This window comes from Streptomyces sp. NPDC102467, from assembly GCF_044765445.1.
Classification (GTDB): Bacteria; Actinomycetota; Actinomycetes; order Streptomycetales; family Streptomycetaceae; genus Streptomyces.
In genome coordinates this window covers 238,738-263,840 of record NZ_JBIWKA010000016.1, presented here as the reverse complement: position 1 = coordinate 263,840, position 25,103 = coordinate 238,738, and the positions used below count along the sequence as shown (strand labels likewise).

20 protein-coding genes are annotated in these 25,103 nt (G+C 71.4%); 13 read left to right on the top strand and 7 right to left on the bottom strand.

What is annotated here, in order from left to right; translation table 11 throughout:
* Window positions 1-52 precede the first annotated feature (52 nt).
* Window positions 53-1,036, top strand: a complete 984-nt coding sequence (locus tag ACIREE_RS31645; RefSeq protein WP_404159737.1) for a hypothetical protein — start codon at window positions 53-55, stop codon at window positions 1,034-1,036.
* 21 nt (window positions 1,037-1,057) lie between these two features.
* Here ACIREE_RS31645 and ACIREE_RS31640 read toward each other — a convergent pair whose 3' ends face one another.
* Entirely contained in the window at window positions 1,058-2,821 is a 1,764-nt protein-coding gene (locus ACIREE_RS31640; RefSeq protein ID WP_404159734.1) for a hypothetical protein, read from the bottom strand.
* A gap of 225 nt (window positions 2,822-3,046) precedes the next feature.
* On the opposite strand from ACIREE_RS31640, the gene radA reads away from it, so the two are divergent.
* Both radA and disA read left to right on the top strand, forming a co-directional pair.
* Entirely contained in the window at window positions 3,047-4,456 is a 1,410-nt protein-coding gene (gene radA / locus ACIREE_RS31635; protein WP_404159731.1) for a DNA repair protein RadA, read from the top strand.
* Window positions 4,457-4,538: 82 nt separating this feature from the next.
* On the top strand, window positions 4,539-5,663 hold the full coding sequence (gene disA / locus ACIREE_RS31630) for a DNA integrity scanning diadenylate cyclase DisA (protein WP_404159729.1): 1,125 nt from the start codon (window positions 4,539-4,541) through the stop codon (window positions 5,661-5,663).
* Between the two features lie 173 nt (window positions 5,664-5,836).
* On the opposite strand, the gene ACIREE_RS31625 is transcribed toward disA, so the two are convergent.
* A complete protein-coding gene (locus tag ACIREE_RS31625; protein ID WP_404159727.1) occupies window positions 5,837-6,664 on the bottom strand; it encodes a hypothetical protein in 828 nt (275 codons plus the stop codon).
* 186 nt (window positions 6,665-6,850) lie between these two features.
* Here ACIREE_RS31625 and ACIREE_RS31620 point away from each other — a divergent pair, with 186 nt between their 5' ends.
* Complete coding sequence (locus ACIREE_RS31620) at window positions 6,851-7,534, top strand: phosphatase PAP2 family protein (RefSeq protein ID WP_404159724.1); 684 nt, start codon at window positions 6,851-6,853, stop codon at window positions 7,532-7,534.
* 162 nt (window positions 7,535-7,696) lie between these two features.
* Here the strand turns inward: ACIREE_RS31620 and ACIREE_RS31615 are convergent, their stop codons facing one another.
* Together ACIREE_RS31615 and ACIREE_RS31610 are read right to left on the bottom strand one after the other, a co-directional pair.
* Window positions 7,697-8,386: a response regulator gene (locus ACIREE_RS31615; RefSeq protein WP_404159721.1), complete on the bottom strand. Its 690-nt coding sequence runs from the start codon at window positions 8,384-8,386 to the stop codon at window positions 7,697-7,699.
* On the bottom strand, window positions 8,374-9,963 hold the full coding sequence (locus ACIREE_RS31610) for a sensor histidine kinase (RefSeq protein ID WP_404159718.1): 1,590 nt from the start codon (window positions 9,961-9,963) through the stop codon (window positions 8,374-8,376). The genes ACIREE_RS31615 and ACIREE_RS31610 overlap by 13 nt, the downstream gene beginning before the upstream one ends.
* A 787-nt stretch (window positions 9,964-10,750) precedes the next feature.
* Here ACIREE_RS31610 and ACIREE_RS31605 point away from each other — a divergent pair.
* The 5 genes from ACIREE_RS31605 to cseC all read left to right on the top strand — a co-directional run bounded on the left by ACIREE_RS31605 (window position 10,751) and on the right by cseC (window position 15,440).
* The gene (locus tag ACIREE_RS31605; RefSeq protein ID WP_404159715.1) at window positions 10,751-11,662 is read left to right on the top strand and encodes an A/G-specific adenine glycosylase; all 912 of its coding nucleotides are present in this window, start codon (window positions 10,751-10,753) and stop codon (window positions 11,660-11,662) included.
* Between the two features lie 174 nt (window positions 11,663-11,836).
* Window positions 11,837-12,379 carry a SigE family RNA polymerase sigma factor gene (locus tag ACIREE_RS31600; RefSeq protein ID WP_404159713.1) on the top strand — a complete coding sequence of 181 codons (543 nt, stop codon included), beginning with the start codon at window positions 11,837-11,839 and terminating at the stop codon, window positions 12,377-12,379.
* Window positions 12,367-13,044: a hypothetical protein gene (locus ACIREE_RS31595; protein ID WP_404159710.1), complete on the top strand. Its 678-nt coding sequence runs from the start codon at window positions 12,367-12,369 to the stop codon at window positions 13,042-13,044. The genes ACIREE_RS31600 and ACIREE_RS31595 overlap by 13 nt, the downstream gene beginning before the upstream one ends.
* Before the next feature lie 89 nt (window positions 13,045-13,133).
* Entirely contained in the window at window positions 13,134-13,862 is a 729-nt protein-coding gene (cseB, locus tag ACIREE_RS31590) for a two-component system response regulator CseB (protein ID WP_404159708.1), read from the top strand.
* 21 nt (window positions 13,863-13,883) lie between these two features.
* A complete protein-coding gene (gene cseC, locus ACIREE_RS31585) occupies window positions 13,884-15,440 on the top strand; it encodes a two-component system sensor histidine kinase CseC (RefSeq protein ID WP_404159705.1) in 1,557 nt (518 codons plus the stop codon).
* A gap of 54 nt (window positions 15,441-15,494) precedes the next feature.
* Here cseC and ACIREE_RS31580 read toward each other — a convergent pair whose 3' ends face one another.
* Window positions 15,495-16,085 (bottom strand): TetR/AcrR family transcriptional regulator, encoded by a 591-nt coding sequence (locus ACIREE_RS31580; protein ID WP_404159702.1) that lies wholly within the window; start codon window positions 16,083-16,085, stop codon window positions 15,495-15,497.
* Between the two features lie 178 nt (window positions 16,086-16,263).
* Between ACIREE_RS31580 and ACIREE_RS31575 the strand changes: the two genes are divergently transcribed.
* Window positions 16,264-17,007, top strand: coding sequence for an SDR family oxidoreductase (locus ACIREE_RS31575; RefSeq protein WP_404159699.1), 744 nt, complete (start codon window positions 16,264-16,266; stop codon window positions 17,005-17,007).
* A gap of 30 nt (window positions 17,008-17,037) precedes the next feature.
* On the top strand, window positions 17,038-18,225 hold the full coding sequence (locus ACIREE_RS31570; protein ID WP_404159696.1) for a low temperature requirement protein A: 1,188 nt from the start codon (window positions 17,038-17,040) through the stop codon (window positions 18,223-18,225).
* A 124-nt stretch (window positions 18,226-18,349) separates the two neighbouring features.
* On the opposite strand, the gene ACIREE_RS31565 is transcribed toward ACIREE_RS31570, so the two are convergent.
* Window positions 18,350-19,966 carry an MDR family MFS transporter gene (locus ACIREE_RS31565; protein ID WP_404159694.1) on the bottom strand — a complete coding sequence of 539 codons (1,617 nt, stop codon included), beginning with the start codon at window positions 19,964-19,966 and terminating at the stop codon, window positions 18,350-18,352.
* Window positions 19,967-20,113: 147 nt separating this feature from the next.
* Here ACIREE_RS31565 and ACIREE_RS31560 point away from each other — a divergent pair, with 147 nt between their 5' ends.
* A complete protein-coding gene (locus ACIREE_RS31560; protein WP_404159690.1) occupies window positions 20,114-20,698 on the top strand; it encodes a TetR/AcrR family transcriptional regulator in 585 nt (194 codons plus the stop codon).
* Between the two features lie 12 nt (window positions 20,699-20,710).
* Here ACIREE_RS31560 and ACIREE_RS31555 read toward each other — a convergent pair whose 3' ends face one another.
* Window positions 20,711-21,364 carry a M23 family metallopeptidase gene (locus ACIREE_RS31555; protein WP_404159687.1) on the bottom strand — a complete coding sequence of 218 codons (654 nt, stop codon included), beginning with the start codon at window positions 21,362-21,364 and terminating at the stop codon, window positions 20,711-20,713.
* A gap of 480 nt (window positions 21,365-21,844) precedes the next feature.
* Between ACIREE_RS31555 and ACIREE_RS31550 the strand changes: the two genes are divergently transcribed.
* Window positions 21,845-24,934, top strand: a complete 3,090-nt coding sequence (locus ACIREE_RS31550; RefSeq protein WP_404159684.1) for an NACHT domain-containing protein — start codon at window positions 21,845-21,847, stop codon at window positions 24,932-24,934.
* The last annotated feature ends 169 nt before the right edge of the window (window positions 24,935-25,103 follow it).

Here is a 25,103-nt window from a genome sequence, read left to right as displayed (position 1 = left end):
CCTTCCGCCGCAGAGGTCTTCCCGCCCCCCTCGACGCGCTTACTCTGGAACGGTGCCAAAGACGAAAAAGGCCAAGGCCGACAAGAGCGACAAGAAGACAAAGTCGGCAGACCAGAAGCAGGCGGAGCAGACCCCGAACGCGGACCTGAACCAGCACCCGAAGAACCCGAAGAAGACGCAGACCCCGAAGAAGTCGCAGAACCCGAAGCCGAAAACCCCGCAGAACCAGAAGAACCAAGAGATCCACCAGATCCAGCACCCCCGGAAGACCAAGTCGGACGAGAAGGGAATCGATTTCCCGCGCGCCTGGGTCGAGTTCCCCGACCCGGCGGACGACGAGCAGATCTTCCGCTGCGATCTGACCTGGCTGACCTCTCGTTGGACCTGCATCTTCGGCAGCGGCTGCCAGGGCATCCAGGCGGGCCGCGCGGACGACGGTTGCTGCACGCTGGGCGCGCACTTCTCCGATGAGGACGACGAGAAGCGCGTAGCCGGGTTCGTGGCACGCCTGACGCCCGACATCTGGCAGCACCACGACGTGGGCACGGAGACCGGCTGGGTGTCGAAGGACGAGGACGGCGAGCGCCAGACCCGCCCGTACAACGGCTCGTGCATCTTCCAGAACCGTCCGGGCTTCGAGGGCGGCGTCGGCTGCTCCCTGCACATCCTGGCGATCAAGGAGGGCCGCGAGCCCCTGGAGACGAAGCCGGACGTGTGCTGGCAGCTCCCGGTCCGCCGTACCTACGAATGGATCGACCGCCCGGACGACACCCGTGTGCTCCAGGTCTCGATCGGCGAGTACGACCGCCGCGGCTGGGGCCCGGGCGGCCACGACCTGCACTGGTGGTGCACGTCGGCGACCTCGGCGCACGGCGCGGGCGACCCGGTGTACGTCTCGTACCGCCCGGAGCTGACCGAGCTCATGGGCAAGGACGGCTACGACAAGCTGGTCGAGTTCTGTGAGGAGCGCCTGTCGGCGACGCCCACGGGCCTGCCCCTGGTCGCACCGCACCCGGCGGACCCGGACCCGGCGTAACCCGCCGCGGGTCCACGGGGACTACTGCGGCGACGTCGAGTCCCCGGGGCCCGACGGGTCCGAGGGCGCGGGCGACGAGTCGCTCGGCGTCGGGTCGGGTTCCGAGGTCGTGGGGTCCGGGTCCGGCGAGCTCGGATCGGGGTCGGAGGGCGACGGGTCGCTCGGCCCGGTCGTCGGCTCCGACGGCGAGGGGCCGGACGTCCCCGGGCCGTGCCCGTGGCCATGCCCATGACCGGAGCCATGACCGTGACCGGAACCATGGCCGGAGCCGTGACCGGGGTGGCCGCCCCAACGCCCGTATCCCTCGATGGAGATGACGGCCCCGGACGGGTCGATGCCCACGCGCGCGGTCCAGTGCCCGCGCGGCTCCAGGTCCTGATCGACGTACACCTGGATCGTGACCGACTCACCGGGCCGCAGCGTTCCCGACGCCCGGCTCAGGTACAACCAGGACGCTCCGGTGCGCGCGGACCAGTGCACGGCCGAACTCCCGGACGCCGTCAGCGTGATGAGCGTCGTGTCCCCGCTGGGCTGCGCCTCCACGGTGAGCCGGCCGGGGCCCATGCCCGCGCGCGTGGGCGGCGAGATGACCTCTACGGAGACGTCGGGTGAGCGGCTGCCCGCGGTGAAGCGCGGGTCGGGGGTGGTGCTGGCATTGCCCGCGTTCTCGTACGCGTCACCCGCGTGCTCGCCGTCCAGAGCGCCGGGCCCGCCCACCTCTCCGGCGCTGATGGAACGGCCGTCGCTGCCCTCGCCGGTGTGCGGCGCTCCCCGGTAGGCGGCCCACAGGGCGATCACCGGAGCGGCCACCACGGTGGCGACCACCGTCGTCGTCACCGCACGCGCGCGCATCCGGTCCCGCCGCGCTGCCCGGTCCTTGGGGTCCATCGGGAACCCGCGCCGGTCGAAGCGGGGCGCGCCGCCGGGGTGCGGGGCGTGCATCGCGCGGTGCAGGGCGGCGCGCGGGGCTTCGACGAGGGGCAGCGCGGCGGGCGTCACGGAGGTGCCGGGCCAGCTGCCGGGGGCGGCGCGCTCGGCGGTGCGACGGCAGCGCGGGCAGTCGTCCACGTGCCGGACCAGCTCGCGGCGCAGGGCGGCGGAGAGCAGCAACTGGTTGTCCCCGGTGAGGCGGGCGACGCTGGGGCAGGTGCCGGTCTCCACGACGGCGAGCGCGGCGCGGGTGCGCTCGACCTCGCAGGCGGCGGCCGCGAGCAGCTCGCGCGTGACGCCGGGGTCGGTGCCGAGGACGGCCGCGACCTCGCGCGGCGACAGCTGGTGCCGCACCGCCAGTTCGAGCGCCTCGCGCTGCTCGGGCGTGGTGCCGGCGGCCTCCGGCCAGGCGAGCTGGGCGAGTTGGCGGCGCCGCTCTTCGTGCAGCAGCGTGTCTTCGGGGGCGGTGGCGGGGGCTGCGCTCTCCGACGGCTCGGGCGGGCGCTTCCCTGTGGCGTGCGTGCCCTGCCTCCTGCGCTTGGCCTCGGCGAGGCGGCGCAGACAGGACCAGCGGGCCAGCGCGTACAGCCAGGCTCTGCGGTCGGTCTCGGACTCGGCGGCCGGGGCGCGCGAGCCGCGGCGCTCGGCGAGGGCGAGGGCGTCCCCGAGGGCGGCGGTCGCCTCCTCGTGGTCGCAGAGCACGGAGAGGCAGTACGTGAACAGGCCGTCCAGACAGGGCTCGTAGCGAGCGGGCGGGCGCTGCGGAACAGCGCGCGGCACCGGACGCCTCGCCCCGGCGCGCTGCGCCCGGTGTGCGCCGGTGGTGTGCGTGGGGGTTTCCGGCCTGCTGCTCATCACCCGTGCGACCGTAGGCGGCCGACACGGGCCCCTTCCGGCCCCTTGAACACTTTTAATCCTTACGGGTGAAACGATCCCTCAAAAGGGGACACGAACCTCATATTCCATGGCCAGCACGGCTACGCGGGGCGACCGACTGCGGGCCCCCAGACGATTGCCGCCGATCGCCGCCGACTGCCGCCGACTGCCGCGTTGTCAGTGGGGCCCGTTACGGTTCCGTTCATGGCTGCCCGTACGAAATCCACGAAGGACCGTCCGTCCTACCGCTGCACCGAATGCGGCTGGCAGACGGTCAAGTGGCTGGGGCGCTGCGGCGAGTGCCAGGCGTGGGGGACGATCGAGGAGTACGGCGCGCCCGCGGTGCGCACGACCGCGCCCGGCCGCGTCACGACGTCCGCCGTGCCCATCGGCGAGGTCGACGCCAGACAGGCCACGGCCCGCAGCACCGGCGTGCCCGAGCTGGACCGGGTGCTCGGCGGCGGCCTCGTCCCCGGCGCGGTGGTCCTGGTGGCGGGCGAGCCCGGCGTCGGCAAGTCCACGCTGCTCCTGGACGTGGCGGCCAAGGCTGCCGACGCGGAGCACAAGACCCTCTATGTGACGGGCGAGGAGTCGGCGTCCCAGGTCCGTATGCGCGCCGACCGCATCAAAGCGATCGACGACCATCTCTACCTTGCGGCGGAGACCGACCTCTCCGCCGTGCTCGGCCACTTGGACGCGGTGAAACCGGCCCTGTTGATCATGGACTCCGTACAGACGGTGGCCTCCCCTGAGATCGACGGCGCGCCCGGCGGCATGGCACAAGTCCGTGAGGTCGCGGGTGCGCTGATCCGCGCTTCCAAGGAGCGCGGCATGGCCACGCTGCTCGTGGGCCATGTCACCAAGGACGGCGCGATCGCGGGCCCGCGACTCCTCGAGCACCTTGTGGACGTCGTACTCAGCTTCGAGGGCGACCGGCACGCCCGTCTGCGCCTGGTCCGCGGCGTCAAGAACCGGTACGGGACGACGGACGAGGTCGGCTGCTTCGAGCTGCACGACGAGGGGATCACCGGCCTGGCCGACCCGTCGGGACTGTTCCTGACGCGGCGCGACGAGCCCGTCCCCGGCACTTGCCTGACGGTCACGCTGGAGGGCCGCCGCCCCCTGGTGGCCGAGGTCCAGGCGCTCACCGTCGACTCGCAGATCCCGTCCCCCCGCCGCACGACCTCCGGCCTGGAGACGTCCCGCGTCTCGATGATGCTGGCGGTGCTCGAACAGCGTGGCCGGATCAGCGCCTTGGGCAAAAGAGACATTTACTCCGCGACGGTCGGCGGCGTGAAGCTGACCGAGCCGGCCGCCGACCTGGCCATCGCGCTCGCCCTCGCCTCCGCCGCGAGCGACACCCCGCTCCCGAAAAACCTGGTCGCGATCGGCGAAGTGGGCCTGGCGGGCGAGGTCAGGCGCGTCACCGGAGTGCAGCGCCGGCTCGCCGAGGCACACCGACTGGGCTTCACCCACGCGCTGGTTCCGAACGATCCGGGCAAGATCCCGGCCGGTATGAAGGTCCTGGAAGTCGCCGACATAGGGGACGCCCTACAGGTGCTGCCGAAGAGCCGTCGTCGAGAGCCCCCACGGGAGACGGAGGAGCGCCGGTAGACTTTGCCCTGGTCTCGCCTGTGCGTACGAACGCGACGAACCCCAGGGCGGCGCCTCAGAGTCTGCGATCCGGAGGAGTGCAGTGGCAGCCAACGACCGGGCGTCAGCTCTCGGCAAGTCCGGAGGGAGTGCCGGTGCGGACGTGTCGATGCGCGCCGCGCTGAGCGCGGTAGCGCCCGGCACAGGCCTGCGGGACGGCCTGGAGCGGATCCTCCGTGGCAACACCGGCGGGCTCATCGTCCTCGGCTCCGACAAGACGGTCGAGTCGATGTGCACCGGCGGTTTCGTCCTCGACGTGGAGTTCACGGCCACGCGCCTGCGTGAGCTGTGCAAGCTCGACGGCGGCATCGTGGTCTCCTCGAACCTCGACAAGATCCTGCGGGCCGGCGTGCAGCTGGTCCCGGACCCGACGATCCCCACCGAGGAGACGGGCACCCGGCACCGCACCGCGGACCGCGTGAGCAAGCAGGTCGGCTACCCGATCGTGTCGGTCTCGCAGTCCATGCGTCTGATCGCGCTCTACGTGGACGGACAGCGCCGCGTCCTGGAGGACTCCGCCGCGATCCTGTCGCGGGCCAACCAGGCCCTCGCCACCCTGGAGCGCTACAAGCTGCGCCTCGACGAGGTCGCCGGCACGCTCTCCGCCCTCGAGATCGAGGACCTGGTCACCGTCCGCGACGTCACAGCGGTCGCGCAGCGCCTGGAGATGGTGCGCCGCATCGCCACCGAGATCGCCGAGTACGTCGTGGAGCTGGGGACGGACGGGCGGTTGCTCGCGCTGCAGCTCGACGAGTTGATCGCGGGCGTCGAGCCCGAGCGCGAGCTGGTCGTCCGGGACTACGTGCCCGAGCCGACGGCCAAGCGCTCGCGCACCGTCGACGAGGCCCTCACCGAGCTGAACTCCCTGCACCACGGCGAGCTCCTCGAACTGCCCACCGTGGCGCGGGCGTTGGGCTACACCGGATCGCCCGAGGCGCTGGACTCGGCCGTGTCGCCGCGCGGCTTCCGCCTCCTCGCCAAGGTGCCGCGCCTGCCCGGCGCGATCATCGACCGCCTGGTGGAGCACTTCGGCGGCCTGCAGAAGCTGCTCGCTGCCAGCGTGGACGACCTGCAGACGGTGGACGGCGTCGGAGAGGCGCGGGCGCGCAGCGTGCGAGAGGGCCTGTCCCGGCTGGCGGAGTCGTCGATCCTGGAGCGGTACGTCTAGTTTTTCAGCAGTCTTGCCCGGTCCGGCACATCAAGCCCGGTCCGGCAAAATTTAGCCCCTCCGGCGATTGAGGAGCGGGGTCCGGGGCGGAGCCCCGAGGCGGTGAGCCGAGCGGGCAGCCGAGCGGGCAGCCCCTCGGACACGGCGTACCTCGAACCCGGCCCAGCAAAAGCTCAGTCCGCCTTAAGCACGAACGACGTCTGCGTCCCGGCAAGCTGCGCCGCCTTGACCTCGACCAAATACGTACCAGGCCCCGCAGACCCGGCCGGAGGCGTCGCACACTGGGCCGCACTCGGCTTCCGGTCCCACGTAAGCGTCCGCGAGACCTTGCCGCCCGCCGGCACCCGGAGCAGCAGACTCCCCGTACCGGCCGCGCAGTCCTCGGACGACCAGTACTTCTTGTCGTCGTCCGCCTTCGTGATCGAGACGACCGCCGTCTTCGGACCGAGGTCGACCTTGCAGGCCTTGTCCGTCGAGTTCTTGGCGACCAGTTCGAGCTTCGGCTTCTCCCCGGGGGCGTACGAGTTGTGGGCGCTGCGCACTGTGAGCGTCACACCGCCCGCCGTGCAGTCGGGCAACTTCGAGCCCGCCGGAACCTGGTCGCCGGAGGCCGAACCGCCGCCGCTGCCATTTCCGTTGCCGTTCCCGTTGTCGCCGCCCGCCGAGTCGTCCGAACCGCCGCCCGAGCCCGCCGAACCACCCGAACCGCCCGAGCCACCGCCGGAACCGGAGCCGTCGCCCGATCCTGAACCGCCCGACTCGTCCCGTCCGCCGGGGTGTTGGCTGATCGCCGGGCCCGTGCCGGACGGGCCGGGCGTGATGGCATCGGTCGGATGCTTGCCGTTGGACCCGTCGGCGCCGGTGTTCCCGCCCCCGCCGCCCAAGTTGACGATCCATACGACGAGCAGCGCGAGCAGTGCCACAACGGACACCAGAACGACCCTCCGCCGCCAGTAGATGGACGAGGGAAGGGGCCCGATCGGATTGCGCATAGATCCCACGACCCAAACCTTACGAGAGATCGAGCCGTTGTCCCGCGCCCACCCGCCGCCCCACACGTCAAGTTTTCCGGATCATCATCACGCGCGGCTCCGTGGCGGCGCCGACGACCCCTGTCTTTCGTCAGGTGCCGTCCGCGACCATCGCAGGATGTGACGGGGCCCGGTCATTGCGTACTGTCCGTCACCATGGGAACCATCGACTCCGATCTCTATCGCGGCATCACCGATTTCGCCCACGACACGCCGTCGTGGTTTCAGCACCTGATGGAAGTGTGGACGGAACTCGGTCTGCTGCTGTTCGCCGTGCTGTTCGTCGTCGCCTGGGCGCGGGCCCGGCGCGGCGACCCGCGGGCCTTCGCCGTCGCGGTGCTCGCTCCGCTGGCCACCGCGGTGGCGTACGTATGCAGCGAGTTGCTCAAGTCGGGGATCGACGAGGAGCGGCCGTGCCGGGCCGTCTCCGGCGCGCTGGCGTCACTGGTGGACTGCCCGGCCTACGGGGACTGGTCGTTCCCCAGCAACCACGCCACCATCGCCGCCGCCGCGGCCGTCGGGCTCGCCCTCGCCTGGCCGAAGGTCGGCCTGCTGACCGTGCCGATGGCGATCCTCATGGCGTTCTCGCGGGTCTTCGTCGGCGTGCACTATCCGCACGACGTCGCGGTGGGCCTGCTGCTCGGCACCCTGGTCACGTTCCTCGTCGTACGCCTCCTCACGCGTCCGGGGGCTCGGGTGACCGAGGCGATGCGCGGGTCGGGGAACGGCCTCGCGCGGTGGTTGGCGGGGCCGGGGCCTGCGGGGGGCGGTCACGGGCGTGGGCACGGGCAGGGGTCTGCGTATGACGGGCGGGCGCGCGGGGGTTCGCACCGGCGTTGAATCGTTCGGCGTGCGAGAGATTTTGATGGGGGCTCAGGTTCCGGCTCGGGCCGGAGGTTCGGTTCGGAGGTTCGGTTCGGAGGTTCGGTCCGGAGGTTCGGTCCGGAGGTTCGGTCCGGAGGTTCGGTCCGGAGGTGGACTCTTCGCTTGTGCGGCGCCGCCTTACGTCAGCAGGCCCGCCTCGTACGCCACGATCGCCGCCTGAACGCGGTTCTTGACCTCCAGCCGGTCGAGGACCGCGCTGACGTACGCCTTCACCGTGCCCTCCACCAGGTGCAGGCGCCCGGCGATCTCCGGATTCGACAGCCCCGCGCCGACCAGGCCCAGCACCTCGCGCTCGCGGGGCGTCAGCTTCGCCACCCGTTGACGGGCCGACGTCTCGCGCGCCAGCCTGCCGCCGCCCAGGCCGTCGATGACGTGCCGCGCAACCTTCGGCGACAGGAACGCCGCGCCGCCCGCCACCGCCCTCACACCCGCCATCAGTTCGTGCGGGTCGCCCGACTTGAGCAGGAAGCCGGTCGCGCCGCCGCCGAGCGCCCGCGCGACGTACGCGTCCTCGGAGAACGTCGTCAGCATCGCCACCGCCGTGCCGGGCACCGTCGCCGTGATCTCCTCGGCCGCCGCCAGGCCGTCCAGCCGGGGCATGCGGATGTCCAGCAGCGCCACGTCCGGGCGGTGCGCCTGCGCCAGAGCGAGCGCCTCCCGGCCGTCCCCGGCCTCGGCGACGACCTCGAAATCGCCGCCCGCCGCCAGGATCGCGCCGACACCGGCCCTGATCATCGCCTCGTCGTCGGCCAGCAGCACTCTGATGCGGCGGGGCGGCGCATGCGGTGCGTCGCTCAACGGGCCCATTCGCGTTCCTCTTCCTGCAACTGGTCGGCCGTGCCCGCCTTGGGGATCACTGCCTTGTCGATCAGCGTGTGCGCCGCGTCGTCGTCGAAGCAGAGCCTGAAATGCTCGACGGGCACGAACAGTTCACCGCTCGCACGGTAGTAGCGGCAGTCCGCGTGCGCGGGCGGCGGCGTGGGCGCGCGCTCGACAGGCGGGTCGCTGATCGTGCGCTCGGGCAGCCGGGGGGACGCCTCGGCCAGGGGCATGCCGGTGCGCAGCTGCGCGTAGCCTCGCGGGGTGAGGACGGCGTGCGTCTTCGTGTACGCGTACCAGGTGAACGCTCCGCCGATCAGAACGGTTCCCGCGGCGGCTGCCGCCGCGAACGCCAGGCCCACGTGGCGGCGGGCGCTGCGGCGCGCGGACGCGAAGCCCTTGGCTCCGCCATCCTGTGCGGTACGGGTGGGTGTCCTCGCCGCCGTTCCGGGCCTTGGCAGGCTGGCCGTCACCCGAAACCCGTCCTCGTGCGGGCCCGCCTCGAACGTGCCGCCCAGTGCGGTGATCCGGGCGCGCAGGCCCAGCAGGCCTGTGCCGCTTCCCGGTGGGGGCGGGGGTGCGGGTGTGGGGTGGGCTCGGCCGTTGGTGACCGTGAGCTCCGTTGTGCTGTCCCGGTGGGCCGTTTCCACCGTGACAGGAGCACCCGGCGCGTGCTTCGCCGCATTCGTCAGGGCTTCCTGGACCACTCGGTACGCGGTGCGGTCGTCTGGGGCCGGCCCTCCCTTCAGGTGCACCGGCAAGCCCGATTCCGCGGCCCGGTCCACCAGTTCCGCGATGCTCTCACCTGCCGGGGCGAGCGGGGCCGGCTCGTCGTCCTCCTCGCGCAGCACGCCGATGATGCCGTGCAGCCGGTCGGTGGCGTCCGAGGCGGCCGCGCGCAGTTCGGCGGCGGCCGTGCGGTGTCTCTCGGCCAGACCGGCGGTGACCTGGAGCGCACCCGCGCGGAGCGCGATGAGGCTGAGTTCGTGGCCGAGCGAGTCGTGCATGTCCTGCGCGATCCGGGCCCGCTCGCGCAGCCGGGCGCGGTCGGCGACGATGCGGTGCTCGCGCTCCAGTTGCTCGGCCCTGGCCCAGCCGGCCGCGGTCAGTTCGCGGCTCTGGCGCCAGTAGCGGCCGATGAGCCAGGGGAAGACCGCGCCGAACAAAAGCGTGCCCATGAGCACGAGCCACTCCGCGGCCGGGTCGACCTGACGGGCCGCGATCTTGGCGGTTCCGGTGGCGGCCAGTGCGGCGAAGACGAGCAGGGAGGGGCGTACGGCTCGGGAGCGCAGGCCCATGAGGTACGCGAAGGCGGCCAGGGCTGGGCCGTAGGAGAGGGTGAACAGGGATGACGCGACGGCCAGGCCCGGGGTGGCCGCCATGACGAACGCGGTGGCGGGGAGGCGGCGGTGCGTTGCCGCCGCTGCGGCGAGTGCGGTGATTCCGGCGAGTTGTTTCCAGGCGGTGCTGGGTTCGTGGAGGTGCAGGTGCTCCACGACCAGGACCGGCAGCGCTGACGCCGCCCAGAGCGTCAGGTCCGTGAGGGCGGCGCGGTGGCGGGTCACCCCGTCGACGGTACAAGCGGGCGGGGGCCTGGCGCCCCTGTCTGTCGTCAGGGGATGACTGCTGCTGCTCCTGGCTGCCGCGCTTTGCGCCCTGTTTCGTGGGTGGGGCGGGGCCGTGTCGGGGTACCTCCTCGGCCGGATCGGTCTCCACGCGTGTTTGCGCCATGGGCGGTCATCCGGCGCTGAGTTCCCGCGGCGTCCTGCGGGGGCACCCCGACACGTCCCCTCCCGTCGCATTGCGAGTGCCGACCGGTGGAGCGTCTGGCATTTCGAGTGCCGACCGGTGGAGCGTCTGGCATTTCGAGTGCCGACCGGTGGAGCGTCTGGCATTTCGGGTGCGGCGCCGTCGGCTGTCGCCGCAGCGACGACCCGGGTGCGCCGCCGTCGGGCGGCCCTGCTGCCCGCCGGCTGCCGCCGCTACCGCGCCGCCCCGCCCGCCTTGGGCAATCTGCCTCCCCCAGACTCCGTCCGGGGGGACCCCCAGGGCGGCAGGGTGGGCAAGGCGGCACCCCAACGCCGGGTGCGCTATCCGTAGAAGGCCCGCGCGGAAACGCCGAGACTGTGGTCCCAGCGCCGGGGCACCACGTAAGCGCGCCCCCGCGAAAACACCGATACGGCACCCCGCGCCGGGCACCGTGCACGCAGGCCCGTGCCGGAACGACGCACACAGCAACACGCCGCCGCCACCCGTACCCGGCAACACCAATACGGCATCCGGCCGCGCCCGGCGCCGCTCGACGCGGGTCGGGCGTGGGGTGGACGCCCGACGTGGCAGGATCGGTGTGCCATGACTGCGCTCACGAAGACACCCGAGAACGTCCCCGGTCGCTCCGATCTTCACGAACCCGTCATCGACTGGTTCGACGACCACGCCCGAGACCTGCCCTGGCGCCGCCCCGACGCGGGCTCGTGGGGCGTGATGGTCAGCGAGTTCATGCTCCAGCAGACCCCGGTGAGCCGGGTGCTGCCCGTGTACGAGCAGTGGATCGCCCGGTGGCCACGGCCCGCCGACCTCGCCAAGGACGCACCCGGCGAAGCCGTACGCGCCTGGGGCCGGCTCGGATATCCGCGCCGCGCCCTGCGGTTGCACGGCGCCGCCGTCGCCATAACGGAACGGCACGGCGGCGACGTACCGACCGGTCATGCCCAGTTGCTGGCGCTGCCCGGTATCGGCGAGTACACGGCGGCCGCGGTCGCCTCGTTCGCGTACGGGCAGCGCCACGCCGTGCTCGACACGAACGTGCGGCGGGTCCTCGCCCGGGCCGTGACCGGGGTGCAGTATCCGCCGAACGCCACCACCGCGGCCGAGCGCAAGCTCGCCCGCGCGCTGCTGCCCGAGCAGGACGAGGTCGCCGCCAGATGGGCCGCCGCGTCCATGGAGTTGGGCGCACTTGTGTGCACGGCGAAGAACGAGGAGTGTCACCGCTGCCCGATCGCGGCCATGTGCTCGTGGCAGCTGGCCGGGAAGCCCGCGCACGACGGGCCGCCGCGGCGCGGGCAGACGTACGCGGGGACCGACCGTCAGGTGCGCGGCAAGCTGCTTGCCGTGTTGCGGGAGGCCGTCGGCCCCGTGCCGCAGGCCGCGCTCGACCGCGTGTGGCATGAGCCGGTGCAGCGTGCGCGCGCCCTGGACGGTCTGGTCGACGACGGACTTGTGGAGCCCCTTGCGGGTGGGCTCTACCGGTTGCCTGCCGGGTGAGGTCGGCGTTTTTCTCAGGCGGTCCTTGGGTTCGTTACACAACCGACGGACAGCCGTGCGTTTCTCGCAGGCTGGAACGGACAACGCCGTGACAACCCCTCCGTAACTTCTTCCACGTAACCGCACATGACCGGTGCGGACAAACGGGGAACAGGTAGCGGGAGGCGGTTGATCATGGCGCACGGCGGAGAGGTGCTCGGGTTCGAGGAGTACGTCAGGACGCGGCAGGACGCTCTGCTGCGCAGCGCACGTCGCCTGGTTCCGGACCCCGTCGACGCCCAGGATCTGCTGCAGACCGCGCTCGTTCGGACGTACGGGCGGTGGGACGGCATAGCGGACAAGCGGCTTGCCGATGCCTACCTGCGGCGCGTCATGATCAATACGCGGACCGAGTGGTGGCGGGCCCGGAAGCTCGAAGAGGTGCCGACCGAGCAGCTTCCGGAGTCCACGGTGGACGACGCCACCGAGCAGCACGCCGACCGCGCTCTCCTGATGGACATCATGAAGGTGCTCGCACCGAAGCAGCGCAGTGTCGTGGTGCTGCGACACTGGGAGCAGATGTCCACAGAGGAGACGGCCGCCGCGCTCGGAATGTCGGCCGGAACCGTGAAGAGCACGCTGCACCGGGCCCTCGCCCGGCTCCGTGAGGAGCTGGAGAGCCGCGACCTGGACGCTCGCGCGCTCGAACGTGAGGAGCGGGAGCGTTGCGCGGCCTAGGCATACGTGCCGCTCGGATCCGTAGGGCCCTGAGGGTCCTGAGGGCGGGGAGTTCGGCGATCGCCGGGCTCGCCGCCGTCGGGGTTTTCCTCGGGGCCCTCGCGGCCTGTTCGGCCGGGGGCACGGGCGCCCGCGACGAGGGGCCCGCGCGGGCGGACTCGGCGGGTTCCGCGGAGGCGGCCGCCTCCGCTTCGCCCTCGCCGTCCAAGTCCCCGAAGAGCGTGAACGCGGTGCGTCTGGTGAAGGCGGACCCGAAGGTCAGCACGGACATCAAGCGCGATCTCAAGCCGTGTGTGGCGAACGAGTATCCGGTTGATGTGAGCTACGGCAATCTGACCGGCGGTGCGTCGAACGATGTCGTGGTCAACGTGATGACCTGCGGCGACGCCGTCGGCATCGGAACGTATGTGTACCGCGACGAGGGCGGAAAGTACCAGAATGTCTTCCAGACCGAGGAGCCCCCGGTCTACGCGGAGATAGACCGGGGTGATCTGGTGGTCACCAAGCAGGTGTACGAGAAGGGCGACTCGGTCGCCTCTCCGTCGGGCGAGGAGATCCTCACGTACCGCTGGAGCGGTGGCCGCTTCGCCCAGCAGAGCCGTACGCACAACGACTACAGCCACGCTGTGGACGGGGTGTCCCCCGCCCCCGCGGACGACGGCTGAGCCGGCCGACCGTTGAGCCGGACGCCCGGCACCCGCACCGGGATCGGCACCGAGGTTCGAGAAGATCGAGAAGAACGGATGGAGATCGCATGGGCGAGCGCAAGGGTGAGCAGACCCACGTGCTGTTCGTCGAGGACGACGACGTCATCCGCGAGGCCACCCAGCTCGCCCTGGAGCGCGACGGCTTCGTGGTCACCGCCATGCCCGACGGGCTCTCGGGCCTGGAGGCGTTCCGCGCGGACCAGCCGGACATCGCGCTGCTCGACGTCATGGTGCCGGGGCTCGACGGGGTCTCCCTGTGCCGCCGCATCCGCGACGAGTCGACGGTCCCGGTGATCATGCTCTCCGCGCGCGCGGACTCCATCGATGTCGTGCTCGGCCTGGAGGCCGGGGCCGACGACTACGTGACCAAGCCGTTCGACGGGGCCGTGCTCGTGGCCCGGATCCGTGCCGTGCTGCGCCGCTTCGGGCATGCGGGCGGTCCGGCGGCGGGGAGTTCCGGCGGCGCGGAGGAGGCGGCCGCCACGGACGGGGGCGTCCTGCACTTCGGCGACCTGGAGATCGACACGGAGGGCATGGTGGTCAGGAAGGACGGGGCCACGGTGGCGCTGACGCCCACCGAGATGCGGCTGCTCCTGGAGTTCTCCTCGGCGCCCGGCACCGTCCTCTCCCGCGACAAGCTCCTGGAGCGCGTCTGGGACTACGGCTGGGGCGGGGACACCCGCGTCGTCGACGTCCATGTCCAGCGACTGCGTACGAAGATCGGCCAGGACCGCATCGAGACGGTCCGCGGCTTCGGCTACAAACTGAAGGCCTGACCGGGCTATGGGGAAGCGGATATGAGGGGGATGAAGGGGCCGAGGGGGTCAAGGGGGCCGAGGGGGAACGCGCACCCACGCGAGTCGGTCGGCGGCTCCACCGGCCTGCCCGGCTCGGCCGGTTCAGCCGAATCGGCCACTTCAGCCGGGTCTGCCGGGTCTGCCGGGTCTGCTCGGGTGGTCGGATCGCCCCGCGCGGCCGCGTCGGCAGCACCCGGCTCCCCCGCGCTGCGCGCTCTCCTGCCCCGGCGGTTGCGGCGCAACCTGCGAACCGGCGTGCGGTGGAAGATCAGCGTGGCCATCGCGCTGGTCGGCGCGCTCGTCGCCCTCGCCCTCAGCCTCGTGGTGCACAACGCGGCCCGTGTCTCGATGCTGGACAACGCGCGCGACGTGCAGGACGAGCGGATCCAGTTCGTACAGCGGCAGTACGCGGCACGCGGCGGCAATCTGCCCGTCGGATTCAAGGTCAATGACTCCGACATGCCGCGTGAGCTGCGCACCAAAGCGCTCTCCGGGCGCCGCGCCACCTTCGTCTCGGAGCCGTCCAACGGCGTGCCGGACATCTGGGCCGCGGTCCCGCTCGGCAACGGCGACCTGCTCTCGGTGCACACCCGCTTCACCGACCGCAGCGCCACCGTCATGAAGGACCTCGACCAGGCCCTGATCATCGGCTCCATCTCGGTGGTCTTCGGCGGCAGCGCGCTCGGCGTGCTCATCGGCGGTCAGCTCTCGCGTCGCCTGCGCAAGGCGGCCGGCGCCGCCCGCGAGGTCGCGCAGGGGCGGACCGAGGTCCGCGTACGGGAGGCCATCGGCGGAGTCGTGCGCGACGAGACCGACGATCTGGCCCAGGCCGTCGACGCGATGGCCGACGCGCTCAAGCAGCGGCTCGAGGCCGAGCGCCGGGTCACCGCGGACATCGCGCACGAGCTGCGCACCCCGGTCACCGGGCTGCTCACGGCGGCCGAGCTGCTGCCCGAGGGGCGGCCCAGCGAGCTGGTGAAGGACCGCGCGCAGGCCATGCGCACGCTCGTAGAGGACGTGCTCGAAGTGGCCCGGCTCGACAGTTCGGCCGAGCGGGCCGAGTTGCAGGACATCATGCTGGGCGAGTTCGTCGAGCGCCGGATCGCGGCCCGTGCCGCCGACGGCGTCTCCGTCCAGGTGATCCACGAGTCCGAGGTGACCACCGACCCGCGTCGCCTGGAGCGCATCCTGATCAACCTCCTGGCGAACGCGTCCAAGCACGCCCGGCCGCCCATAGAGGTCAGCGTCGAGGGGCGCGTCATCCGCGTCCGCGATCACGGGCCCGGTTTCCCCGAGGATCTCCTGGAGGAGGGCCCGAGCCGCTTCCGCACCGGCGCCGCGGACCGGGCGGGCCACGGTCACGGCCTCGGTCTGACGATCGCGGCCGGTCAGGCCAAGGTGCTGGGCGCCCGTCTCACGTTCCGTAACGTGCGGCCGCCGGGGGCCGGCCCCGACACCGCCGCGGAGGGCGCGGTGGCCGTGCTGTGGCTGCCCGAGCACGCGCCGACGAGCACCGGCAGCTTCCCGATGCTGCGCCTGCCCGACAGCAGGAAGTGACAGGCACGTGATGTGGCAGTGCTGTGGCAGTAATGGGGCGGTGCTGCCGGCCCCTCAACTGCCCTGCCACACAAGGGAGTCGGCCAGCTCCGTCGCCTCCCGCTCTCCCAGCGGAGCGTGCCCGAGCAGGAATCGGTACCAGAAGACCCCGTACACCTGATCCACCATCAGGTCGAGGTCGCGGTCCGCCGCCAGCTCGCCGCGCTCCCTTCCACGGGCGAGCACTTCGCGCAGCGCCGTCCGGCGTGACTCGGTGAACTCCCGCATCAGGTCGGCGAGATGGGGATCGCGGGCGGCTTCCCGTGCCAGCGTGCGCAGCGCGGGTCCGACCGGCGCCGCCTGTGCCCCCTCGAACGTGGCGGCGACCATCGCCCGCAGCTCCTCGCGCAGCGATCCGAAGCCGGGGTCGGGCACGTCCTGCGCGGCGCGGTCGGTCAGCGCGTCCAGCAGGACCGCACCCTTCGACGGCCACCACCGGTAGAGCGTCTGCTTGCCGACTCCCGCCTCCCGCGCGATGGCGTCGACGCCGACGGGCGCTCCGTCCGCGTCCGCGAGCAGCCGCAGGGCGGCGTCGAGCACGGCCCGGCGCGCCTCCTCGTTGCGGCGGCGCCCGGTGTGGGCCCGGTCGGCACTGTTCATCACCATCGCCTCTTCCTGTGCTCGCGGCGTCGGTTCTTCGCCGCGTTCTCGGATGCATTCTTCTCTGTCGCCGCCGACCACCCCTTGACGAGACTGTCGGTCTCGGCAACACTGAGTCTACCGAGACCGACAGTCTCGTCAACAACCCAAGCGCATCTCCGGGAAAAAAGAGGACAGGGTCACCATGGCTTCTGCTACCACCTCCACCACCCCCACCCACACCGTCGTCATGGGCGGCAGCTCCGGCATCGGCGAGGCCACGGCCGCGCTGTTCGCCCAGGGCGGCGCCGAAGTGACGATCACCGGCCGCGACCGCGCGAAGCTCGACGAGGCGGCCGCCCGGATCGGCGGCAAGACCTCCACGTACCGCATGGACGCCACCGATCAGGCGGACATCGACGCCTTCTTCGCCACCACCGCCCCCATCGACCATCTGGTCATCGCGGTCAGCGGCGCGGCGGGCAGCGGCCCCTTCGCCGGCCTGGATCTGGCCGAGCTCGCGCACGGCTTCGACGCCAAGTTCTGGCCTCAACTGCGCATCCTGCAAGCATCGTTGGACCACCTGACCGAGCACGCGTCGGTCACCTTCATCACGGCCGCCTCGGCCCGCGCCGCCTTCCCCGGCACCTCGGGCCTCGCCGCGATCAACGGCGCGCTCGAATCGATGGTGCCGCCGCTCGCCGTCGAGCTCGCCCCGCGCCGGATCAACGCGGTCTCCCCCGGCGTCATCGACACCCCGTGGTGGGACCGCGTACCGGCAGAGCAGCGCGAGCAGCTGTTCGCGGGGATAGCGGCGACGACCCCCGTGGGCCGCGTCGGCACCCCCGAGGACGTGGCAGCGGCCATCAACTCCCTTGCCACCAACGGATTCATCACCGGTCTGGTGCTGGACTGCACCGGTGGGGCAAACCTCGCGACGGGCCGCTGAGCGGCGAGTCCCCGGGCTACTCTCGCGCCCATGACCGTATCCCGCCCCACCGCGGACGTCCCTCAACACTCCGTTTCCGCAAGCGAGTTGCCGCGTCGCGCCACCTGGTTCGAGCTCTTCGGCGACCTGGTGTTCGTGGCCGCGGTCGGCCAGGCCACGCACCGGATCGGCAGCCATCCCCACGCGGCCTCGATCGCCGCCGCGGCGGCCCTGTTCGTCCCGCTGTGGTGGACCTGGGTCCTGTACGCGGTCCGCGCCAACCGCGCGGACCGCGACCTGACTGCCCAGCGCCTGCTCACCACGGCGGGGCTCGCCGCGGTGACCGGGATGGCCGTCTACCTCGGCGGCGTCGGCCACTCCCGGGCCGCCGACACCGGCTTTGTCATCTCCTACCTGTGCGCCCGCGCGGGCGTCGCCGCTCTCTACCTACGGGACCAGCGCCACGAGCCGCGGCTGCGCCGCATCGCGACGGTGTACGTGACGGGCTCGGCGCTCACGGCGATCATCTGGCTGACGGCCACCTTCGCCCTCGACGGCCCGGCCCGCTACGTCACGTGGGGTCTCGCCATGGCGGCGGAGCTGGCCCTGCCGCTGCTCGCCGGGCGGCGGCTGAGCGACAGTCCGAGCGACGCGGAACACCTGCGCGAGCGGTTCGGCCTGTTCACCATCATCGTCCTCGGCGAGAGCGTGCTCGGCTTCACCAACGGGCTGGTCGAGGCGCATACGGCCCCCATGGCGGCGCTCAACGGCGTCGCCGCGTTCGGCCTCACCGCCGGGCTGTGGTGGTCGTACTTCAGTGCGTCGAGCACCCGCCCCGGCGCCCACGAGCAGCTGGCGTCCGGCGGTCGCCACCTGCACTTCTACGTTTTCGGGCACCTGCCCATCCAGCTGGCCCTGGCCGTCACGGGCGGCGCGGTCGGAGCGGCGGTGTCCAGCACGGCTCCGCACCTGAACACGCCGCTGGCCGCCTGTGTGCTGGGCGGCACGGCCCTGTTCCTCACGGCGACGGCCCTCGTCCGGGCATCCTTCACCGGCCTCGGGGAGCCCGTGGTCCTGATCCGGCTCGGGGCGGCCGCGGCCACCCTCTGTCTGCTGCCTCTGGCCGGCCGGCTGCCGGTGGCGGCGACCCTGGCGGCGCCCGCCGTGCTCCTCGCGGCATCGGTCGTGGCCGAGGCGCCGGGGCACCGGCGCCGCCTCATCGACGTACACGGGGCGTGAGCGCACGCACGTATCGGATTCACAGGGCACACGTACGTATCGGATGCACAGGGGAAAGGACAACGGCCCCGGCGCCGAAGCGCCGGGGCCGCAGAAGCCGAGGGTGGATGTGGGAGCGGCCCGCTCAGACGGACTCTGCGACCGTCCTGCCGCCCCGCGCGGCGTCCCCAGCCGCACCATCCTCGGCCGGCTTGTCGTCCTCCGGCTGGTCATCGGCCTTCTGCGGACCGGCACCGCGCAGCGCGACCTCCTTCACGAACCAGGCCGCGATCAGCGCGCCGACCGCCACGATGGAACCCAGCAGGAACGCGGAGTGCGTACCGGAGGAGACCGCGAACTCGTACGCCTCACGGGCCGGCTTCGGCAGCAGCTTCAGGTGCTCGGCGTCGAGCTGCGCCGACTCCATCTTCGCCTTTCCGCCGAGCGCCCCGGCCCGCTCCTTCATGATGTCCGTCACCTTGTTGTTGAACAGCGCGCCCATGATGGCGACACCGAACGACGAACCCAGGGTGCGGAAGAGCGTGGTGGACGAGGACGCGACGCCCATGTCCTTCATCTCCACGCTGTTCTGCGCGACCAGCATCGTGATCTGCATCAGGCAGCCCATACCGGCGCCGAGCACGGCCATGTAGACGCCGGAGGTGAACCGCGAGGTCTCCGTGTCCATCTGCGCCAGCAGGAAAAGACCGGCCACCATCAGCACGCTGCCGACGATCGGGAAGACCTTGTACTTGCCGGTGTTCGTGGTGACCCGGCCCGCGACGAGCGAGACGACCATCATCGACAGCAGCATCGGGAGCAGCAGCAGACCGGAGTTGGTCGCGGACGCGCCCTGCACGGCCTGCTGGTACAGCGGGAGGAAGAGCACCGCGCCGAACATCACGAAGCCGGTGATGAAGCCGATCAGGGACATCAGTGTGAAGTTGCGGCTGCGGAAGATGTGCAGCGGCATGATCGGCTCAGCGGCCCTGGTCTGGGAGAAGACGAACCCGACGAGCGCGGCGACGCCGATACCGGCGAGCTCCATGATCACCGCGGAGGTCCAGGCGTACTGGGAGCCGCCCCAGGTCGTGACCAGCACGATCGAGGTGATGCCGACGGTGAGCAGTGCCGCGCCGAGATAGTCGATCTTTCCCGAGGAACGCTTCTTGGGCAGGTGCAGCACGATGGTGATCATGGCCAGTGCGACGGCGCCGATGGGCAGGTTGATGTAGAAGGCCCAGCGCCAGCCGAGGTGGTCGGTGATGGTGCCGCCGACCAGCGGTCCGCCGATCATGGCGAGCGCCATGACGCCGGCCATCATGCCCTGGTACTTGCCGCGCTCGCGGGGCGGGATCAGGTCGCCGATGATCGCCATGACGCCGACCATCAGACCGCCGGCGCCGAGGCCCTGGATGGCCCGGAAGCCGATCAGCTGGTTCATGTCCTGCGCCATGCCGCTGAGCGCGGAGCCGATCAGGAAGATCACGATCGAGGTCAGGAAGGCGCCCTTCCTGCCGTACATGTCACCGACCTTGCCCCAGATGGGAGTGGAGGCGGCGGTCGCGAGCGTATAGGCGGTGACCACCCATGACAGGTGCTCGAGTCCGCCGAGCTCGCCGACGATCGTCGGCATCGCGGTGCCGACGATCATGTTGTCGAGCATGGCGAGCAACATGGCGATCATCAGCGCCATCAGCACGACGCGCACGCTGCGCGGCTGCTTCACCTGCTCTTTTTCTTGTATCGCTGCTTTCGCCATGATCCCCAGCTCCCCCAGAACGGATGTGATTCCGGGACTTACTTGACGCCCGGCTAGTTACCTACAATGGTGAAGGTAGAGCGCCAACTAGCCGGGCGTCAAGTAAGTTTCTCCCAAGAGAACTTCAAGGAGCACGAGAGGCACGCGATGGTCACGGGCAGCAGCAGCAAGCCGCAGCAACGGCGCGGGGACACCCGACAGCGCATCCAGGACGTGGCCCTCGAACTCATCGCCGAGCAGGGCTACGAGAAGACCTCGCTCCGGGAGATCTCCGAGCGCCTGGGTGTCACCAAAGCGGCGCTCTACTACCACTTCAAGACCAAGGAAGACATCGTCGTCAGCCTCTTCGAGGACCTGATGACGCCGATCGACGAGCTCATCGCCTGGGCGAAGGAGCAGCCGTCGACCCTGGAGACCAAGCGCGAGATCCTCACCCGCTACGGCACGGCGCTGACCAACGCGGCCCCGCTCTTCCGCTTCATGCAGGAGAACCAGGCGCAGATGCGCGAGCTGAGCATCGGTGAGGACTTCAAGCACCGGATGAAGGATCTTCTCGACCACTTGCTGCCCGAGAACGTCACCATGACCAACCGGGTGCGCTGCTTCAGCGCCCTGTTCTCCATGCACGCGGGGATGTTCGTCCTCAAGGACGTCGAAGGCGACCTCGAAGAGAAGCGCAAGGCCATCCTCGAGGTCGCCACGGACCTGGTCACCCAGGCCCACAAGAGCTGAGCTCCTGGTGGATCAGACGTGCACGCCCTTGGAGTGCATGAACGCGACGGGGTTCACCGCGGAGCCGTAGTTCGGCGTCGTGCGGATCTCGAAGTGCACGTGCGGGCCGCTGGAGTTGCCGGTGTTGCCGGACTGCGCGATGTGCTGGCCCGTGGACACGGTCTGGCCGACGTGGACGTCGACCCGCGACAGGTGCGCGTACTGCGAGTAGGTGCCGTTGGCGTGCTTGATGACGACGGCGTTGCCGTAGGCGGGGCCGTCGCCGGCGCCGTTGCCGCCGGTCTTGACGACGGTGCCACCGTGCACGGCCATGACGTTCGTGCCGATCGGCACGGCGAAGTCCTGGCCGGAGTGCTTGCCGCTGGCCCACATGCCGCCGCCCTGGGCGTAGCCCGCGGAGAGCGTGTAGTTCTTGACCGGGTCGATCCAGGAGGCGGCCTTCTTCGCGGCGGCCTGGTGGGCGTTGGCGGCGGCCTTCGCCTGAGCGGTGGCCTGCGCCGCGACGGACGCGGTGGACACGCCCGGCAGCGCGCCCTGAGCGGAGTCGGCGGCGAACGCGGCCCCGGTGCCCAGCATGGCCGACATTCCGAATCCGGCGGCCACGACGGCGGCGCGCTTACGGAGGATCGACGTACCGGGACGGTGGGACATGGTGCGCTTCGACATGCGGAGACCTCTTCGAGCTTCGGGGACATTCGGGTCCGGTCGCCCTCCGGGACCTGAGCGGCCCCTGGCGGGCAAGAAGGGACCCGGCACACGTCCTCGTGTCGCCGGGTCGGCCATCCCTTGGTAACCCCCGCCCCGGCCCGGACTCAAAACCCCGATCTACTACGTGGCCTCGTACCACCTGGGGGTGACGGCGATCTCTTGACACCTTCGTGACCCGTGACCCGAAGTGCCGGATTTATCCCCCGATCCATGGTTTAACTCCACTTGGCGCGCCTGTTCCGCAGCCGTGCGGGCCTCACCCACCCCTTTGTTCCCAAACCGGACAAATCACCAGCACCCATCGACCACGTAACAGCCGCCCTTCGGGACCAACGTCCCACTATTTCCGTTAGTACCGGACAAATCACCTGTGCGGCTTGTCACCGGACGCCTCGATCCGGAGCCCGACGAGTGTGATCGGGGCTACGCTCCCGGGCCATGGATCCCGCTGTCCTCGGCACCCGTCTGGCATCGAGCGTGATCGTCCCCGCGCTCAAGAAACTGCTCGTCCAGGAGGGCCCCGGCGCGGGCCTCACCGACCGGCCCGTGCGCATATCGGGGCTGGTTTCCTTCAGGGGAGAAAAACGCACCCTCACGGACAAGGACGTTCGCCGGATCGCCGGCCAGCTGGTCGCCGGGTCCCTGGTCACCACTGGGGGCAGGCCCCCTTTCCCGGCCGAAGAGACCATCGCGGTCACCGACGCCCTGACGGCCACCCTGCTCGCCTTCGGCGAACTGACCATGGACGACGTCCAGGCCGTCCGGCTCGGCCACCACGAACTCGCCCGCCGCCTGCGAGCCGCCGCGCCCGCCCCGCAGCTCAGCACCGACGCCGCCTACTTCCTCGCATCCGCCACCGAGTGGGCCTGCCTGCACATCCTGCAGTTCTTCACGCAACGGTCGACCTTTGTGGCGCGCACCCTGGTGGAACAGAGCCGCTCGCAGGCCGAACTCCGCGCCCGTACGGACGAGTTGATCGCCCGCCTTCCCACCGTCGACACCCAGGACCTGGCCTTCGAGCGTCGCTACCTCGCGTACGCCACCGAGAAGCACAGTCGGCTGACCATCTACGGAATCGACCTCCAGCACTCACCCGGCCGCTGGCCGCTGGACGCCGCCTACCTGAGCCTCGAGGCCACCGGCAGCACGTCCGGCCCGCCCCTCGGCCTCTCCCCCGGGCTGCCCGCGGCCATCTCCGCCGACCAGCTGTTCGCCGCGCACGAGCGGGTCCTGCTGCGCGGCGTCGCCGGTTCGGGCAAGACCACGCTGATCCAGTGGCTGGCCGTATCGGCGGCGGGCGACGACCCCTGCGACCGCATGGCCTACCTCGCCGACCGGATCCCCTTCGTCCTGCCGCTGCGCACCCTCACCCGGCACGGCGAGCGGCTGCCCGCACCCGCCGCGTTCCTCACCGCCACCGGCTGCCCTCTGGCCGGCGCCCAGCCCGCCGGCTGGGAGACCCGTGTGCTGGGCGGCGGACGCGCCCTCGTCCTGGTGGACGGCATCGACGAAGTCCCCGAACCCGAGCGCGAGCGCACCCGCACCTGGCTCCGTGACCTCGTCGCCGCGTTCCCCGCCAACCGCTGGCTGATCACCACCCGCCCCTCCGCCGTCCCGGAGAACTGGCTCGCCGAAGACGGCTTCACCCAGCTCACGCTCTCCCCCATGACCACGGCGGAGGTCACGTCCTTCATCACCCGCTGGCACAGCGCCGCCGCCACCGGCGACCCCGCCGAGGACGCCCTCCTGCCTGCCTACGAATCCGGGCTCCTGGACGCCGTCCGCGCCAAACCCGACCTGGGGCGCCTCGCCACCAACCCCCTGATGTGCGGCCTGCTGTGCGCCCTGCACCGCGACCGCCGCGGCTACCTCCCGCACGGCCGCAAGGAGCTCTACGAATCCGCGCTCTCGATGCTGCTCGTACGGCGCGACCGCGAACGCGACATGACCGGCCCCGAACTCACCGAGGAACCCCAGCTCCAGCTCCTGCAACGGCTCGCCTACTGGCTCATCCGCAACGGCCGTACGGAGATGGACCGCACCCGCGCGGAAACCATCGTCGCGGAGTTCCTCCCCGCGATCCCGGCGGCGGCCGCCCTCGGCGACGCGACGACGGTCCTGCGGCACTTCCTGGTCCGTACGGGGCTGCTCATCGAACCCGCGCCCGGCACCGTTCACTTCGTCCACCGCACCTTCCAGGACTACTTGGGCGCCCGCGCAGCCGTGGAATCCGGCGACTTCGGCGCACTGTCCGAACATGCCGCCGACGACCAGTGGGCGGACGTCATCCGGATGGCCGTGGCTCAGGCCCGCCCCCGCGAACGGGCCGAGCTGTTGGGCCTGTTGATGGCGTCGCCGGACACCCGGGCACATCTGCTGGCGATGACCTGCCTGGAGCACGCGACGGAGCTGGACCCGGCCGTACGTACCGCCATCGAGGCGCGGGCGGCCGAGCTGATCCCGCCGAGCACGGTCGAGGAGGCGCGGGCGCTGGCGGAGGCCGGGCCGCTGGTACTGGAGCTGCTGCCGGGGCCTGGAGGGCTTTCGGACGCCGAGGCCGTCGCGGTGACCGGCACCGCGGTCCTGGTCGGCACCGAGGCCGCCGTGCCCGTGCTCACGCGCTTCCGGACCTGCGCCCAGGTCGACGTCAGGCTTCAGCTGGCCGCGGCCTGGCACCGCCATGACGCCGGACCGTACGCGCGGGACGTACTGGCTCACGTCGACAGCGAGGACTTCTACGTCGTCGTGAAGTCATGGGCCGAACTGCGGGCCCTGCCCCTGCTGGGCCATCGGCACCGAGTGGTCCTGCAAGGTGTGTTCCCCATGGACCGTGCTCTGGCCGCGCTGCCGCCGACGGTCCGCAAGGTGGGCTTCGAGGAGAACCCCGCCTTGGACGATCTGCGCCCGCTCGCCGCGCTCGGGCACCTCGACCGGCTCGGACTGTACGACTGCCCGGCAGTGACGGACTTCTCCCCACTGGCGGAGCTCGGCCTCGATGATCTGGACCTGGCCGGCGCCACCTTCGCCCGCACCGGCCTCGACGAGCTGACTTCCTTACGGAGGGTGTCGCTGAGCCCCACGAACCACAGCGGGTGGCTCGACCTGTTGCCGCGCGAGGCGCCCCTCACCTCGCTCGCCATGGGCCGGCGGGCCATCCTGGGGACCGGGCTGCGTGCCGTGCGGCGTTGGCCGACACTGCAGTTCGTGGCCCTCAACCCGGGCCTCTCCCCGCTCACCCCCGACGACTGGTCGGCCCTGAGCGCCCTGCCGGCCCTGACCGAAGTGGCCCTGCAACGAGATGTCCTGACCGGCCTGCCGGACGCCTTCGCCCTCCCCCGGCTGCAGAGGCTCTATGTGTCCGGGCTGCGCGGCGACGAGGACCTGAGCGGCATCGGCCGTGCCTGCCCCGAGGGGGTCGGCGTGCACCTCCATCCGACGGTCGACTCCCCTTTCACCGCCGACCGGTACGCCGAGCAGTTCCCCGGCTCCGAGGTGACCGTGCACATCGCCCGCCCCCTGATCCTCTGAACCACGTGGACGAGAGCGCACGAAAACGGGGTGGGGGGGGGGGGGGGGGGGGGGGGGGGGGGGGGGCGGGGCGCGGGGGGGGGGGGGGGGCGGGGGGGGGGGGGGGGGGGGGGCGGCGGGCGGGGGGGGGGGGGGCCGGCGCCCCCGCCCCCGGGGGGGGGGGGCGCGC

Coding starts and splice junctions, on each gene's coding strand:
- ACIREE_RS31555 (WP_404159687.1), bottom strand. CDS start 21,364: ATGTCGAAGCGCACCATGTCCCACCGTCCCGGTACGTCGATCCTCCGT.
- cseB (WP_404159708.1), top strand. CDS start 13,134: ATGGGCGAGCGCAAGGGTGAGCAGACCCACGTGCTGTTCGTCGAGGAC.
- ACIREE_RS31560 (WP_404159690.1), top strand. CDS start 20,114: ATGGTCACGGGCAGCAGCAGCAAGCCGCAGCAACGGCGCGGGGACACC.
- ACIREE_RS31570 (WP_404159696.1), top strand. CDS start 17,038: ATGACCGTATCCCGCCCCACCGCGGACGTCCCTCAACACTCCGTTTCC.
- ACIREE_RS31550 (WP_404159684.1), top strand. CDS start 21,845: ATGGATCCCGCTGTCCTCGGCACCCGTCTGGCATCGAGCGTGATCGTC.
- radA (WP_404159731.1), top strand. CDS start 3,047: ATGGCTGCCCGTACGAAATCCACGAAGGACCGTCCGTCCTACCGCTGC.
- ACIREE_RS31620 (WP_404159724.1), top strand. CDS start 6,851: ATGGGAACCATCGACTCCGATCTCTATCGCGGCATCACCGATTTCGCC.
- ACIREE_RS31605 (WP_404159715.1), top strand. CDS start 10,751: ATGACTGCGCTCACGAAGACACCCGAGAACGTCCCCGGTCGCTCCGAT.
- ACIREE_RS31565 (WP_404159694.1), bottom strand. CDS start 19,966: ATGGCGAAAGCAGCGATACAAGAAAAAGAGCAGGTGAAGCAGCCGCGC.
- ACIREE_RS31580 (WP_404159702.1), bottom strand. CDS start 16,085: ATGGTGATGAACAGTGCCGACCGGGCCCACACCGGGCGCCGCCGCAAC.
- ACIREE_RS31640 (WP_404159734.1), bottom strand. CDS start 2,821: ATGAGCAGCAGGCCGGAAACCCCCACGCACACCACCGGCGCACACCGG.
- cseC (WP_404159705.1), top strand. CDS start 13,884: ATGAGGGGGATGAAGGGGCCGAGGGGGTCAAGGGGGCCGAGGGGGAAC.
- ACIREE_RS31600 (WP_404159713.1), top strand. CDS start 11,837: ATGGCGCACGGCGGAGAGGTGCTCGGGTTCGAGGAGTACGTCAGGACG.
- ACIREE_RS31615 (WP_404159721.1), bottom strand. CDS start 8,386: ATGGGCCCGTTGAGCGACGCACCGCATGCGCCGCCCCGCCGCATCAGA.
- ACIREE_RS31575 (WP_404159699.1), top strand. CDS start 16,264: ATGGCTTCTGCTACCACCTCCACCACCCCCACCCACACCGTCGTCATG.